We start from the raw sequence: 13,764 nt of genomic DNA on the forward strand, positions 1-13,764 counted from the left end.
CTGAAACCTCTTGAATAAACGTATTAGTTAATTTAAAACAAGTTTAGCGAGGCTATGTGCCATTTAATATGGCAATTAATTACACAAATAGTACTAATTTTTATCATTTTGCTATGTAATTATGTACAATTTATGTATTTTGGTCAGTAACTTCTTTAAAGGTTTGATTTATGACTCCTTATATTTATGACTCTCTTGATAATGCTTTAATAGCAGAATTACGAAAAGACGGCCGCGCTTCTATTTCAGCTTTAGCCGGTTCTTTAAATGTATCACGTGGGACAGTGCAAAATAGGTTAGACAGATTAGTTAGCTCAGGCGCAATATTAGGGTTTACTGTACGCGTTCACGAACACATAGAAACAGAAGCCGTGCGCGCAATTATGATGATAGAAGTCGTTGGTAAATCTACCTCACAAGTAATTAAAACAATGCGCGGAATACCCGAGCTTATAAAATTACACACCACTAATGGTGCATGGGATTTAGTTGCAGAACTACAAGCTGCGAATTTAAGTGAGTTTGATGGGGTACTAAGGCAAGTACGCGAAATTGACGGTATTTTAAATAGTGAAACAAGCATATTGCTTTCATCAACTTAAGTTATTTTCAATATTTCAATTTAAAAATTTTTGAATGAATAATACTGCAACTTCAAGTTCCAGTATTATTCATGATTTGGGTATCCGGTTGGCTTAATTGTAACGATACTCGCTTTGTGAGTAGTTATGCGTGTTGCTGATCTCAAATTGGCTTTGCTGTGCTAAATAAGATCGACCTGCAGCTAAGCCTAATTTATGATCAAAACGTAAATCGTTATTTGAACTACCTAATAATTTGCTATGCAGTTTTTCGTCTGCAAAAATTTGTATTATTTCCACATCACTTGGTGGGTTTGCAATAAACTCAAGCTCGTCTAAATACGCTTTCTCGTGCTGTATTAAGTAGTCCAATGTTTTTGGACAATAGCCTGATGCAGAGGCAAGCAATCTTAGCTTTTGAACCCATGCAGATTGCGCTTGAAAATTAGCGTCAACTGTTCTTATTACAACAATTTTACGAGCGCCTCGGTTGTAAGCTTCACGCACGGGTAGTGGTGCTGCTAAACCGCCGTCTAGATAAAAATCGCTCTGTACTTGCTCTTCAGCAAGATGTGTTTCATTCGCTGCTTTTGCGTTTAACCAAGGTGTTAACTTTACACCTTGTTTGTATAAAAACGGCAGTGCGCTAGAAGCCTTTAACAAATCACGCCATTGACCACTCTCACCTGTTGGTGATAAATAATACGGCTTTCTGTCTCGTGCATTTGTTGCTGTAATAAGCAGTTCACGCTCACCTAAACTAGTTTTTGCCGTTTTAAAATCTATGGCTCTTTTTACTTCAGTCGTTTTGTCAAAGTACCAATCTAGATCAACTATGTGCTTACCCATTAACCCACGACCAAGCTGAAAAAAACGCTTGTTACGCGAAAGCCCTCTAATTAGGCGTTTAGCATAGCCTTTTTGACGAGCTAAGTAGCTAGTTAGGTTTTGCGAACCTGCAGAAGTGCCAATAAATAAATCGAATGGGTCGTAGCTTTGCTCTAACCACGCATCCAGTACACCGGCTGTAAATATCCCTCGCTGTCCGCCACCTTCAGCAATCAGTGCAACTTTTGGCTGCGCTGTTTGATTAACTGAATTAGCTGTTGCGGTGTTTAGAGAGCTCACGGTGTACCTACCTTTAATTTAATGACGTTTGGTTTAATACCTACATTATAAAAAATAAAAGTAATATCTTAAAATGGATTATTTAAATCAGTTCGATTGAAAAAACAGAACGCTATGCAAAGCAAAATATATACTAAAAATAGTAATTAAATTTACTTTGAATATTTAAATAGCAAATACAGACATCACTTAAAGTTAATAAAATGAGTTAAAAAAATTTAACTTTTGATGATGTCTGTATGTTAACAAGCCCAGAGTGTACACTTGCTTAACTAACTATATTTTAGTGCTTTATTTCCATTAAAATTTCGAGTGCACGGTGGCGTTTTTCACTATCGAATACATCATTGGTAAATATAAACTCATCAACTTCTAGCTGCTTCGCTATCATCTCTAACTTGTGTTTAATACTTACATGCCCACCTACTACGCTTAGACTTAAAAAGTTCTCTACATGAGCGCGTTCTTGTTCACTCCACAACCCGTCCATGCTTTCAACAGGTGGTTTTAGCCACAGCTCGTTACCCCGTATAAGTTCGAGCACACGTTGCTTAGAAGTAGTCGACAAGTATTGCGCTTCATCGTCGGTGTCTGCTGCCACTAAAGGCAGTGCAAGCATTACGTAAGGCTTATTAAGTACGCTTGATGCTTTAAATTCGCGCTTATACAACGCTATTGCATCGTGTACAAAGCGCGGTGCAAAATGCCCAGCAAATACATACGGTAATCCTTTTTGCGCCGCTAACTCCGCGCTAAATAAACTCGAGCCTAATAACCAAATAGGAACATTTGTGTCCTCACCTGGTATAGCACGTATAGGATGCGTACCGTTGTAAGGACCTAACAATGTTTGCAGCTCAGTTACTTCACCTGGGAAGTTTTCTGCGCGGCTCATATCGTTATTTAGCGCACGACTCGTTACTTGGTCGCTGCCTGGTGCTCGCCCTAGTCCTAAATCTATTCGCCCGGGATATAAGCTCTCTAACGTACCAAATTGTTCCGCAACAACTAAAGGTGAGTGGTTTGGCAACATAATACCGCCCGATCCAACGCGTATCTTTTTAGTATTACCCGCTATGTGACCAACCAAAATTGAAGTGGCAGCACAAATTATACCTGGCATATTATGATGCTCAGCAAGCCAAAAACGGTTAAAGCCAAGCTCATCAGCACGTTGGGCGTATTTAGTACTTTTATGAAGAGTGTTAGTAACGCTGTCCCCTTTGATCATGGGGGCAAGTTCTAATAACGAAAAAGGAATGGAATTTAACAAAATAGCAGCTCCTAAAAATGCATGCTAATAATGGATTACATCATTAACATAAAACACTTAAATGGGTTTGCAATTAGCTCAATTCAAGTTACGCAGAGGTATTAAAGCAAAATAGGTATATGTTATTTTGCTCTAAGGTATTCAGGCAAGCTGTGCATCACGTTGGCGCTGCTTTTTATAGCCTTCTGAATCCACGCCTTTTTTCCAATAACCTGAGGAAACAATATTACTGCGCGGTATATTAAATTGCTCTATTAACAATGCTTTTGCTTTGCGAACAAGCCCAGCCTCTAATGCCATAAATACAATGGGAGGCTCTACTGTAATGTACAAACTTTTAAGTGCGCTTAGCATTGCTGTATCAGCACTATCGGTGATTACCCAGTTTATGTCGCGATTTGTTTCTAAATCAATAATATCTTGCTCAGTAGGCGCATGTACAAAAGCATCAATTTTTGAAGTTAAAGGTAATTGCTGCACATACCCTTTTATTGCATTTACCGATGTTAAATCGCCTAGTAATACATAATGCGAATGCTCATAATTATCTAGCTTTTTAGGGCCTGGCCCTGCAATACCTAGCTCGTCGCCTACTTTTGCAATTTTAGCCCAGTCAGTTGCAGGGCCTTGGTGCATATTTATAACAAAATCAAGTGTTAGCGCACCTGTTTGTGCATCTACATGCCTTATTGTATATGACCGTACACAGGCTGTTTTTAAGTTAAAATCCACTTCACCATTTTTTGGGAACAGTACTTTTACATAGTTACCAATGTACTGTGAGGTTAAGTCTTTAAAATCATCAGAGCCTACAACAATACGCTGTAGGTGGGGTGTGATTTGCTGTGTACTTAATACGTTGGCTTTGCGAACTTGTTTACTCATGTATTACCTCATTTTACAAAACTTAGACTTTAATAGTTGGCTGCTATAAAAAAGCAGGTATTGCACAACGCCCCATTGGTTGATAAAATCAACTATAGCAAACTAATTGACTTTGTCAACTATATTGAGAGTTCTATGAATACGCCTTTATCAAATACGCTGTTTGAATTAATGCAAAATTACCGTGTAACAATTCGCGAAGCAATTAACGCAGGCGAACTTGGTATTAATGCTATGCACGTACGCTGCATACATATTATCGCGAACGTAAATAACTGTACGGCTAACGATATAGTTACTAAAACACAGCGCGACAAAGCGCAAATCGCACGTTTAATTAAAGATCTTATTGGCTTAAATTTAATAAGTAAACAGGCAAGTGAGCACGATAAGCGCTGCTTTATTTTATCGCTCACAGAGCAAGGTAAAGTTCTTTTTGATAAGTTGTTAGCCTCAGAGCAGAAAATAAATAATCAAATGTGTAAAAACTTAAACCCTCAACAAATCAAAGACTTTTTAGATACCGCACAACAAATGATCAAAAACATGGATTGATCAGCCATACATTTCTTGGCATAACTTACACAAAACGCATACACTGTACACTTATACAGTATATGCGTTTTAGGTTGAGTTATGTTTGTCATTCCCATTTATATAGAAGCAGGCGTGTGCGGTTTTGAATCCCCTGCTGCACAGTATTCTGTGCATGGTGTATCGCTTGATCAACTGTTAATAAAACATCCCGATGCAACCTTTATAGGTATAGCATCGGGATGTTCTATGCAAGAAGTGGGTATTTTTGAAGGCGATTTACTGGTAGTCGACCGCGCAGAGCAAGCTAAAGATGGCGATGTAATTGTTGCTAATTTAAACGGTTTATTTGTGTGTAAGCTGCTTGATAAGACAAATGCACGGCTTTTATCGGCATCACCTTTGTATCAACCAGTACAAATAACACCCACTGACGAGTTTCAATTAGAAGGAGTGGTTAGTTTATCAATAAGAATGCACCGCCAAAACTCTGAACTACTGTCATGTATGCTTTAGTTGATGCCGTGTCGTTTTATGCCAGTGCTGAAAAAGTATTCGATCCTGCAATTCGTTCAAAACCAGTGGTTGTGCTTACTAATAACGATGGTTGCGTGTGTGCAATGTGCCCTATTGCACGGCATTTAAATATTCCTAAATTTGGCCCGTACTTTAAAGTTAAGCATTTGCTTGAGCAAAACAACGTTGTTATTCGTTCTAGCAATTACGAGCTTTATGCTGATTTAAGCGACAAAATGATGAATATTATTGGCCGCTTTTGCGATACACAGCACATATACAGTATTGATGAATCGTTTTTGCACTTTAATGGCTACACATCATTAATTAAAGACTGGCATGAATACGGCCATACAATAAGGCGCACAGTATGGCGCGAAACAAAGCTTCCTGTGGGTGTTGGTTTTGGCCCGACCCCTACTTTAGCAAAAGCCGCTAACCACGCCGCTAAAAAGCTCAGTGGTTTTAATGGTGTAGCAGTAATAAATAGCGAGCAAACTCGCCAAGCTATTTTACAAAGAATGAGCTGCGAAGATGTGTGGGGAATAGGCCGGCGACTAGCTAAAAAGCTTAAAATAATGAATATACACACCGCTTGGGATCTTGCTCAGCAAAACCCTAAAGCAATGCGCCGTGCATTTAGTGTGGTTGTTGAACGTACAGTAAGCGAGCTTAACGGGATAACATGTTTAAACTGGGATGATGTACGACAAGACAAGCGGGAGATTTATTCGACCCGTAGTTTTGGAAAGCGCATATGTGAGCCAACAGCCCTTAAAACGGCGCTAATTAACCATGTAACCACAGTGGCTAATAAACTAAGAGTGCAACGTTCGCTCACTCACCAGCTTTATATTTTTTCAGCCAGTGGCGCGCACGAAAATAGATATTATAAAAAGTCGTTTGTGTATAAGTTCCCCTCACCCACTAACGACACCTGCGTGATGGCTAATGCTGTATCTGAGGTATTTGATCAAATATACCAACCTGCAGTTAGGTTTTACAAGTGTGGTGTAGGCGCTTTAGAACTTACGTCACAGCAATTTCAACAAAGTGACTTGTTTAACCAACGTACTGACAACCCACAATTAATGAGTTGCCTAGATGCTATAAATACACGGTATGGGAAAGGAATGCTTAGTTTAGCTAGTAGTAAATTAAATGACCGGTGGCACATGAACCGTGATTTTTTGTCGCCGCAGTACACCACGCGTTGGCGCGATATCCCTAAAATATACTGCGAATGATTTGCTACTTACTAGATGCTTTATTTACTTTCATCTGCTTTTTTAAATGTACACTCTACACTGGGTTCGCTCAATGTGTACTTTAGTGTGTTATCAGCTAAAAATCGGATACTTTGGCTAATTGTTTTTTCGTTTATTGCATCTTCACAACGGCTCATTCTTAAGCCATTTTCAAGACCATCACTTTTATATTTAAGCGTGCTGGTTATAAAACAAAAGTTTGGTTTTTTAATGGTTCGGGTACCATTGTGGAGCGATCCAAATATAATTTGCTTACCTAGTTTAAAACCCGCACTTACATCTCCTTCATCTGTCAAACTCAAATTACTATTAACACATAATCCAGAATTGGCCGACACAACTTCGTAGGCACCCAATTTTGACTTTAAAAGCGGTATAAATCGTGTTTTGTTGCTAGGCTCAGAAAAAGCATTTGCGCTTGTAAAAGCAACTGTTAATAAAGCGAGTGTTAAATATTTCATTTCGTGGGTGTATCCTCGTGAGTCAGCGTGTTAGATAATAGCAAAATGCCTAATCACTTAGCTTTTATAACTTTTAACAACTATAACAGAGATTTACTATAAAAGGAGAGAAGTCGCACTACAGGAAGTAGATACTGCATTAACAATCATTTTGTTGTTGGTACTGTTTATACACGGACTCGAACAACAAAATGATTAACGTGCTATTGCTACTGCCAGTACTTTGCGAATAATAATGGGTAGCTTTGTTTTAAAAATTTAGGTTTGTCTTTAAAACGTTTACCTTTAGGCTCGTCGCTTCCTGATGGAATAAACGGTAATTCATCTTCATTGCGCTCTTCAAATAATAAGCCAGCAATTAAGTCATATTCATCGATGTATGGATAAGGTTGCTCGTTTAAATAGTAAACAGGAGTACACTGTGCAATCGAGTCGGGATCCACTAGCGCATTTTCAAAAACAGTTTTACCTCGAGAAATTAACCAACATCTAAACTCACTAAAACCGTAATCGTCGTTACACCCAGCCATTACAAAAGCGGCACCAAACAAATCCCAGGTAAAACATTTTCGCATATGTATGCCAAAATGCTTATCAAAATCAATAAGGTGTTGATCGCTTAAATCATTAAGTTTAGTTTTTAGGTTCTCGCTCACACTTTGTGGGTCGAGTCCTAAATCGGGTGCTGTTACTAATTCCCAAAAAGCCTGCTCTGTTAACGCTGCCATTATAAAATCTCTTTCACTCGGCCAACTTGACCATCTTCTAAACGTACTTTAATGCCGTGTGGGTGATTTGGTGATTTTGTTAAAAGGCGCTCAACAACACCTTCGGTTAATATACCGCTGCGTTGATCTTCTTTTAATACAATATTTACTGTTATGCCTGGTGAAATTTGCGAACGCGTAGGAACGGCCATAATTGAAACCTTTAAAGTAATTTATGTAATTATAAACATCACTGTGCTGTCAAACCAACTAAACCACTATTAATTGGCAAAAAATAAGATGTGTGCGGGTTTAATATTCAGTTTAATACTCGCCAACTGCGTAAATATGATATCCGCTAATTCATCAAGCTGCGGTTTAGCAGCGTCAAGCGCAATATCGTCATTAAAATAGCACTGCACCTTTAACGTGCTCGCCTCATTACTTAAATCGACTGTGTGTGTTAAATAATTAAAGCCAACTACCATTTCTTTTATTGTTTCACACGCAACAGTTAATGCTAAACGAATTTGTTTATCTCGCTGCTTTTGAGTTTTAGTCATAAATAATCACGCAACTTATTTCGTCTCTGCTTTTTGCTTTTTTTTAAACTCTTCGTAATTAGAGTCTTGTTTATTTAAGCATTCATAATATTCTTTATCTGCTTTATAATTACATTCATTAAGCCGTGCCGATTGAACCTCATGAAAGCGTGCGTCTGAACTGCAACCAGCTAACAGGCATAATCCAATAATCGGTAATGCACTATTTTTTAGTTTATTGATAAACATTAAATTTCCTTACACTTTCGATATCAAAAAAGCGTTAAATTATGGCAATATTATTGTATATTAGCGCGATAAAACCTTACTTTTCACAGGACCCCTTATTATGATGTCGCAGTTACAAACGTCGTTTCAGCGTATAGACAAAAGCAAGATATTTCAATCATTTGTTATAGCTGTCATTATTGTTTCTGCCCTTACTGTAGGTGCACATACTTATTCACTCCATCCAACCGTAGAGCTTGCCCTAAATTGGATGGACATTGGCATTACCGCCTTTTTTTTAATTGAGTTAGTAATTCGCTTTATTGCAAGTAAAGGTATAAAAGACTTTTTTTCTAAAGGATGGAATATATTCGATACCATTATAGTACTTGGCAGTTTATACCCTGCTGCAGGCTCTACTATGTTAATTGCGCGATTATTACGAATATTTAGAGTGTTACGATTAGTCTCTATGATCCCAGAGTTACGCTTATTAGTAAACTCACTACTCAAAGCAATTCCACAAATGGGTTATATAGCCCTGCTCATGTTTGTTATTTTTTATATTTACGCCGCAATGGGCAGCATGATGTTTGCTGATATTAACCCTGTTCTTTGGCAAGACGTATCCATTTCAATGTTAACTTTGTTTAGAATAGCCACGTTTGAAGACTGGACCGACATAATGTACGAAACAATGGCGGTATACGAGCTAAGTTGGATTTATTACCTTACGTTTATATTTTTAACCGCTTTTGTGTTTTTAAACATGATGGTAGGTGCAATTTTAGAAGTTATGGGTGAAGAACATCGTAATGCACGAGAAGAACTCGCTGATAATAACTCTCTGCCCGCAACACAAGGGCAAGTAAACGAATTAAAAGCGCAAATTGCGGAGTTAAAAGTGTTATTAGGTAAAAATACTTAGATCTCCTACAAGTGGTACCTGTATTAATAAGGTGCCACTTGAGATCAATTAGAATAAACCGCCTTATTTATGTTTGCTATTTTTCAGCTTGCTTCTTTTTTGTATTTTCAAATGATATAACGTCATCTATTTGCATATTAAACGCATCAAAAAAGGCATTTTTTAAAACCGATACAATAGCTTGAAAAGTCGAAACATCAGCATTATTTAATTGCCCTTCAATTGGAATACGTGCTGCAACGAGCTTTGATTCGTCGTTTTCAAGTATGCTGCTGAGTAAATCAACACTTCCCTCAAATATGGCTGTAAATACCCCATCATCATCTTTTTCAATGTCTTCACGCCAAGAGAAAACACGCAAGTTTTGAACGCCTGCTTTTACATAACCCGTTAAATTATTATCTTTCGCTACGAGTTCCATAGCGCCATCTATTCCACCAGCTTCAATATCAAACGGTGTATATACTTTAAATACAGTGTCGAGGTTTTTAACTGAAAAGCGTTGCACCTCAGCATTTAAATCAAAATTAGCCTGTTTACTAAAAGGATTAAGCTTGCCAGTGAGCTTTAACATCGCCTCGCCCATAAGTTTTCCCTCAATGTTTAACGATGTTACAAGAGAGTTTTCTAGATTTTGCGCATTTGTGATGTTTTTAATGTGAGCATTAATATTTGATATGAAAGTAGGTTGCTCAGTATTGTTAGTCATATTAACTAACGTTGCTTTTCCTTGTTTAATCATCAAACTATCAATAGAAAACAAAACTAAATTGTTTGCGAGTCCAACCCATGTTGTTTCATCTTTTACTTGTTGATTTTGCTCTACTGTATTGGGATCTTTATCATAAATAACAATTTCTGGGCGGGTAAACACCATGTTAGTCACTACATTGCCTTTAAGAAGTGCTGACCATGCAAGTGAAAAATTAAGTGTTTCTACACCAAGCAATGGCTTAGGAGCAGAAACGGAATCGACAGCATAAATTTTTATATCATCAATGGCATAAGCCCCTTTGTATAAAAACAGATTAACATCATCTACATGCCCAGTAATACCTTGTGTGTGTTTTAATTGATAATTTACATAATACTGAATCGCGTGAGGTGCAGCGATCCTGACAATAAGGAGGATTGATAAAACAATAGCTAAAAAATTAAACCATTTACTAAATAAAAGTTTAGAGGTGAAACCCATTTTAATACCCTTTATATGTAGCTCTGTAAGTAATTAAAATATGTAAAAACAACATACAATTGTAAAAACACCACGTATATATCATTTAAAAAACCTAATAGCAGGTTATTTATCGACAAAACGGCTCTACCTAGGTTTTACAGCAAGTGCTATACCAGTGTTATAAATAGCCCTATTTATTAAACAGCTAGCTGTGTTCAGCTGAAATAATTGTACGAAAGTAACTCGAATAAATAAACATACTCAACTAAAGTTAAGCTAACGCGTCTTAAAATAGAACATATATGAACCCACTTTCTTACATATTAGTTACTCTTTTTTTGACCAGCGTTATCTGGGCTATCATTTTTTTAATGTCGTGGTTTACCTTAGGTAAAAAACAATATGCATTACTTTGGGCTGGTGCTTTCACCCTATCAGCATGTCAATGGGCAACAATTTTAGGCAGATCACTGTTCTCCTCAGATATAACGGTATGGATGCTGGCAAGTAGTTTCTCAGTTGGCTCAGTGCTACTTGGCACGTGGGGACATTGCATAAGAGTAAATTCAAGCATACGTATCCGATATTTAATTTTTTTTGCCATAATCACACTTGCAGTCGTTTATTACTTTAAAGCTGTAAATGTGCATGTGGGCTTGTTTATGTCCCTGTATATTTATTACGATGTTATTTTATTGGTGCTCAACGCTGCGATCATTTTAAAACATAAGCAAAAATCACTGCCCGCAGAAATAGGTGCCTCTATTACTTATATTTTATGCGGAATATTTTTATTTTTTGCCGCCACGGTAGCGCTTATGCAAGGCAGTCAAGTTAATCGCGAATACATTGAGTTATACAACCTTATTAATTTTCTTACCGTCCCCTCAGCACATGTTGGTATGGCTGTATTTATCATCTTTATTATGGCTTCTGATCTGGCCGATGAAATGGAAAATTTGGCAATGACAGATGTACTAACAGGTTGTTTAAACCGTCGAGGGTTTTATCAAAAAGGCCAAGCCAAATTAGCTAAAAAGTGCACTGAGCAATATATGAGTTTAATTTATTGGGATATAGATAACTTTAAAAAAATAAATGATGATTACGGACACGCTAATGGCGATTTAGTGCTCATTGAAGCGGTAAAAAGAGTATACAACGGAATAAATACGAATGACTTATTTGGCCGAATTGGTGGTGAGGAATTTGTTATAATCGCAACCAGTAGCAGTGAAGAAGAAGCTAGAGCAATGCCAGAACAGCTAAGACTCGCGTTAGCAAATAACCCTTTTCGTCTTAACGAGCAATCTATTGATGTCACAGCAAGCTTTGGGGTTATAAATATTCAAAGTAATAAAATAACAATAGAAAGTGTTATAAATCAAGCTGATAAAGCCTTATATAACGCTAAACATAAAGGCAAAAACACCGTCGTTTATGCAATAGTACAAAATTGAACCTATGAATTAGTTATTAACCTTTTACATTAAAAAGGGTTAGCGCTTTGCCAACCCTTTTTATCGATGCTTAATGCCTAAAATACATTACCACTAACCAACAATAATGCGCAGCATGCGACGAAGTGGCTCTGCTGCTCCCCATAAAAGCTGATCGCCGACTGTAAATGCGCTAATGTATTTTTCTCCAATTGCTAATTTACGAATACGGCCAACAGGAATGCTCAAAGTGCCTGTTACTTTCACTGGGGTTAAATCTGTGGTGCTAATTTCACGTTGATTAGGGATAACTTTTACCCATTCATTATGAGACGCTAATATTTCTTCAATTTTTTCAACGCTAATGTCTTCACGTAGTTTAATGGTCATCGCTTGACTGTGGCAACGCATAGCACCAATACGTACACACAAACCATCAATTGGCACCGGCTGTTTAGATGAGCCTAAAATTTTATTGGCTTCAACCTGCGCCTTCCATTCTTCTTTAGATTGGCCGCTTGGCATAGGTACATCAATCCAAGGAATTAAGCTCCCAGCTAAAGGAACGCCAAACTGATCGTGCGGTAAATCGTTTGCTGCCATTTTTTCACTCACTATTTTATCAATTTCTAAAATAGCGGAGCTTGGGTTATCGAGCTGCTGTGAAACACTTGCATGAATAGCGCCCATTTGTGCAATAAGCTCTTTCATATTACGTGCACCGGCGCCAGAGGCAGCTTGGTAAGTCATTGGACTTACCCATTCAATCAGGTCTTGTTCAAATAAACCACCTAAAGCAAGTAGCATAAGTGATACCGTGCAGTTGCCCCCAACAAACGTTTTAACACCTTGCGCTAAACCTTCTTCAATCACATCTTTGTTTACGGGGTCGAGTACAATAATACTGTCGTCGCTCATACGCAATGCTGACGCCGCATCAATCCAGTAACCATCCCAACCCGACTCGCGAAGTGCAGGGTATACCGCATTTGTGTAGTCACCACCTTGACAGGTAATAATAATATCCATTTTAGCAAGCTCGCCAACATCGCTTGCATTAAGCAATGGTTTTGCATCACCCGCTAAATTGGGGCCTAATTGGCCGGTTTGAGAGGTGGTAAAAAAAGTGGTGTCGATTAGTGCAAAGTCATTTTCTTGTTGCATTCGCTCTAATAAAACAGAGCCAACCATGCCGCGCCAACCAACCAAGCCTACTTTTTTCATTGTTTGTTCCAAAGTTTGAGTCATAAAAGATGCCTTAATACATTAAAAATTAAAATTCATTGCGTGAGATTTAATTTTCATTAGCGTCAAAATAACACCACCAGCACCCTAAAACTAGTGAATAAAGTAGAACTCAAATTTTTTTCATAGTGTAAAAAATGCAAAGGCATACAACGATTATTTTAAACTTTAATAAAAGCTTAACCTTGTTGAAACCTGTATTTACCAAGCTAAGAAGGCACATTGAAAAAGACGTTTTGTGTAATTCTACATTCAACTAAAGGAAAAGATAATGAAGACACTTACTTTCGCTCTACTCGCTTTAAGTTCAGCATCACTTAATGTATTTGCAGATACAACGCTTTCAGCAAGCACAATGGCATTAAAAGAAAATGAAAAAGTATCTTTTGAACGCGCAGAAATAAATATGGAAGAGCGACAAGGCGTACTAGTCAATACTGCAACAACCTATTACAGTCCAAAGGTATGGATAAATGGGCGCTTAGAGCAGTTTTTTGTGGGCTCTACAAATGGGAATCAATTTTGTGAGGAGCGTGGCCACAACCAAGAAATATCTGGAAGCACAATTACTTGCGGAGAGGATGAAAGCGCCTATGGAGACTTCGATTGGTATAACCAATCATGGGGCATGAAAAGCACGGGCAGTAAAAACCAATGTTATCAGCTCTATGCAACTATAAAGTGCCAATAAAATATCAAACTAACAAAGCCCTGTATTAAATGCAGGGCACGTAACTATTGACTACTTTAGCTGTAATGGCTCACATCAATCTTGACAGTGTAGAAGTGAGGTTTCAATCTAACGTACAGTTATGAGCGAATTACAGCCAGTCAATAATTGCGATGTATAAA

The 13,764-nt window shown here is 37.8% G+C and carries 17 protein-coding genes; 7 read left to right on the plus strand and 10 right to left on the minus strand.

The genetic code is table 11. The features are described from left to right. Window positions 1–170 precede the first annotated feature (170 nt). Window positions 171–602, plus strand: a complete 432-nt coding sequence (locus CWB66_RS00920) for an Lrp/AsnC family transcriptional regulator (RefSeq protein ID WP_007377579.1) — start codon at window positions 171–173, stop codon at window positions 600–602. Window positions 603–695: 93 nt separating this feature from the next. Here the strand turns inward: CWB66_RS00920 and CWB66_RS00925 are convergent, their stop codons facing one another. From CWB66_RS00925 to CWB66_RS00935, 3 genes are all read right to left on the minus strand, one after another. Further along, entirely contained in the window at window positions 696–1,709 is a 1,014-nt protein-coding gene (locus CWB66_RS00925) for a patatin-like phospholipase family protein (protein WP_138583988.1), read from the minus strand. A 283-nt stretch (window positions 1,710–1,992) separates the two neighbouring features. Then, the gene (locus CWB66_RS00930) at window positions 1,993–2,982 is read right to left on the minus strand and encodes an LLM class flavin-dependent oxidoreductase (protein WP_138583989.1); all 990 of its coding nucleotides are present in this window, start codon (window positions 2,980–2,982) and stop codon (window positions 1,993–1,995) included. Window positions 2,983–3,123: 141 nt separating this feature from the next. After that, window positions 3,124–3,867, minus strand: a complete 744-nt coding sequence (locus tag CWB66_RS00935; protein ID WP_138583990.1) for a siderophore-interacting protein — start codon at window positions 3,865–3,867, stop codon at window positions 3,124–3,126. 135 nt (window positions 3,868–4,002) lie between these two features. On the opposite strand from CWB66_RS00935, the gene CWB66_RS00940 reads away from it, so the two are divergent. The 3 genes from CWB66_RS00940 to CWB66_RS00950 all read left to right on the plus strand — a co-directional run bounded on the left by CWB66_RS00940 (window position 4,003) and on the right by CWB66_RS00950 (window position 6,164). After that, the gene (locus CWB66_RS00940; protein WP_024591031.1) at window positions 4,003–4,422 is read left to right on the plus strand and encodes a MarR family winged helix-turn-helix transcriptional regulator; all 420 of its coding nucleotides are present in this window, start codon (window positions 4,003–4,005) and stop codon (window positions 4,420–4,422) included. A gap of 81 nt (window positions 4,423–4,503) precedes the next feature. Further along, on the plus strand, window positions 4,504–4,917 hold the full coding sequence (locus tag CWB66_RS00945) for a S24 family peptidase (protein WP_138583991.1): 414 nt from the start codon (window positions 4,504–4,506) through the stop codon (window positions 4,915–4,917). Then, window positions 4,905–6,164, plus strand: coding sequence for a Y-family DNA polymerase (locus CWB66_RS00950; protein WP_138583992.1), 1,260 nt, complete (start codon window positions 4,905–4,907; stop codon window positions 6,162–6,164). Before CWB66_RS00945 ends, CWB66_RS00950 begins: the two co-directional genes overlap by 13 nt. Before the next feature lie 20 nt (window positions 6,165–6,184). On the opposite strand, the gene CWB66_RS00955 is transcribed toward CWB66_RS00950, so the two are convergent. The 5 genes from CWB66_RS00955 to CWB66_RS00975 form a co-directional block, all read right to left on the minus strand. Next, window positions 6,185–6,646, minus strand: a complete 462-nt coding sequence (locus CWB66_RS00955) for a hypothetical protein (protein WP_138583993.1) — start codon at window positions 6,644–6,646, stop codon at window positions 6,185–6,187. Window positions 6,647–6,855: 209 nt separating this feature from the next. Beyond that, window positions 6,856–7,374 carry a DUF4240 domain-containing protein gene (locus CWB66_RS00960; RefSeq protein WP_077535322.1) on the minus strand — a complete coding sequence of 173 codons (519 nt, stop codon included), beginning with the start codon at window positions 7,372–7,374 and terminating at the stop codon, window positions 6,856–6,858. Beyond that, the gene (locus CWB66_RS00965) at window positions 7,374–7,565 is read right to left on the minus strand and encodes a YwbE family protein (protein WP_138583994.1); all 192 of its coding nucleotides are present in this window, start codon (window positions 7,563–7,565) and stop codon (window positions 7,374–7,376) included. Before CWB66_RS00965 ends, CWB66_RS00960 begins: the two co-directional genes overlap by 1 nt. Window positions 7,566–7,634: 69 nt before the next feature. Continuing rightward, window positions 7,635–7,916 carry a hypothetical protein gene (locus tag CWB66_RS00970; protein WP_138583995.1) on the minus strand — a complete coding sequence of 94 codons (282 nt, stop codon included), beginning with the start codon at window positions 7,914–7,916 and terminating at the stop codon, window positions 7,635–7,637. A 15-nt stretch (window positions 7,917–7,931) separates the two neighbouring features. Next, window positions 7,932–8,144: a hypothetical protein gene (locus tag CWB66_RS00975; protein ID WP_077535320.1), complete on the minus strand. Its 213-nt coding sequence runs from the start codon at window positions 8,142–8,144 to the stop codon at window positions 7,932–7,934. 100 nt (window positions 8,145–8,244) lie between these two features. Between CWB66_RS00975 and CWB66_RS00980 the strand changes: the two genes are divergently transcribed. Beyond that, a complete protein-coding gene (locus CWB66_RS00980; RefSeq protein WP_077535319.1) occupies window positions 8,245–9,051 on the plus strand; it encodes an ion transporter in 807 nt (268 codons plus the stop codon). A gap of 76 nt (window positions 9,052–9,127) precedes the next feature. On the opposite strand, the gene CWB66_RS00985 is transcribed toward CWB66_RS00980, so the two are convergent. Next, window positions 9,128–10,246, minus strand: coding sequence for an AsmA family protein (locus CWB66_RS00985; protein ID WP_138583996.1), 1,119 nt, complete (start codon window positions 10,244–10,246; stop codon window positions 9,128–9,130). 353 nt (window positions 10,247–10,599) lie between these two features. On the opposite strand from CWB66_RS00985, the gene CWB66_RS00990 reads away from it, so the two are divergent. Then, on the plus strand, window positions 10,600–11,688 hold the full coding sequence (locus CWB66_RS00990; protein WP_252371696.1) for a GGDEF domain-containing protein: 1,089 nt from the start codon (window positions 10,600–10,602) through the stop codon (window positions 11,686–11,688). 93 nt (window positions 11,689–11,781) lie between these two features. Here the strand turns inward: CWB66_RS00990 and asd are convergent, their stop codons facing one another. Next, entirely contained in the window at window positions 11,782–12,915 is a 1,134-nt protein-coding gene (asd, locus tag CWB66_RS00995; protein ID WP_138583998.1) for an aspartate-semialdehyde dehydrogenase, read from the minus strand. A gap of 268 nt (window positions 12,916–13,183) precedes the next feature. Here asd and CWB66_RS01000 point away from each other — a divergent pair, with 268 nt between their 5' ends. Further along, window positions 13,184–13,603, plus strand: a complete 420-nt coding sequence (locus CWB66_RS01000) for a hypothetical protein (protein ID WP_138583999.1) — start codon at window positions 13,184–13,186, stop codon at window positions 13,601–13,603. Window positions 13,604–13,764 lie beyond the last annotated feature (161 nt).

It is taken from the genome of Pseudoalteromonas sp. S558, from assembly GCF_005886635.1.
Classification (GTDB): Bacteria; Pseudomonadota; Gammaproteobacteria; order Enterobacterales; family Alteromonadaceae; genus Pseudoalteromonas; species Pseudoalteromonas aliena.

Bases quoted from the DNA above. Each gene is read 5' to 3' on its own strand.
- CWB66_RS00920 (WP_007377579.1), top strand. From the start codon at position 171: ATGACTCCTTATATTTATGACTCTCTTGATAATGCTTTAATAGCAGAA.
- CWB66_RS00935 (WP_138583990.1), bottom strand. From the start codon at position 3,867: ATGAGTAAACAAGTTCGCAAAGCCAACGTATTAAGTACACAGCAAATC.
- CWB66_RS00940 (WP_024591031.1), top strand. From the start codon at position 4,003: ATGAATACGCCTTTATCAAATACGCTGTTTGAATTAATGCAAAATTAC.
- CWB66_RS00945 (WP_138583991.1), top strand. From the start codon at position 4,504: ATGTTTGTCATTCCCATTTATATAGAAGCAGGCGTGTGCGGTTTTGAA.
- CWB66_RS00950 (WP_138583992.1), top strand. From the start codon at position 4,905: ATGTATGCTTTAGTTGATGCCGTGTCGTTTTATGCCAGTGCTGAAAAA.
- CWB66_RS00955 (WP_138583993.1), bottom strand. From the start codon at position 6,646: ATGAAATATTTAACACTCGCTTTATTAACAGTTGCTTTTACAAGCGCA.
- CWB66_RS00960 (WP_077535322.1), bottom strand. From the start codon at position 7,374: ATGGCAGCGTTAACAGAGCAGGCTTTTTGGGAATTAGTAACAGCACCC.
- CWB66_RS00965 (WP_138583994.1), bottom strand. From the start codon at position 7,565: ATGGCCGTTCCTACGCGTTCGCAAATTTCACCAGGCATAACAGTAAAT.
- CWB66_RS00970 (WP_138583995.1), bottom strand. From the start codon at position 7,916: ATGACTAAAACTCAAAAGCAGCGAGATAAACAAATTCGTTTAGCATTA.
- CWB66_RS00975 (WP_077535320.1), bottom strand. From the start codon at position 8,144: ATGTTTATCAATAAACTAAAAAATAGTGCATTACCGATTATTGGATTA.
- CWB66_RS00980 (WP_077535319.1), top strand. From the start codon at position 8,245: ATGATGTCGCAGTTACAAACGTCGTTTCAGCGTATAGACAAAAGCAAG.
- CWB66_RS00985 (WP_138583996.1), bottom strand. From the start codon at position 10,246: ATGGGTTTCACCTCTAAACTTTTATTTAGTAAATGGTTTAATTTTTTA.
- CWB66_RS00990 (WP_252371696.1), top strand. From the start codon at position 10,600: ATGTCGTGGTTTACCTTAGGTAAAAAACAATATGCATTACTTTGGGCT.
- asd (WP_138583998.1), bottom strand. From the start codon at position 12,915: ATGACTCAAACTTTGGAACAAACAATGAAAAAAGTAGGCTTGGTTGGT.
- CWB66_RS01000 (WP_138583999.1), top strand. From the start codon at position 13,184: ATGAAGACACTTACTTTCGCTCTACTCGCTTTAAGTTCAGCATCACTT.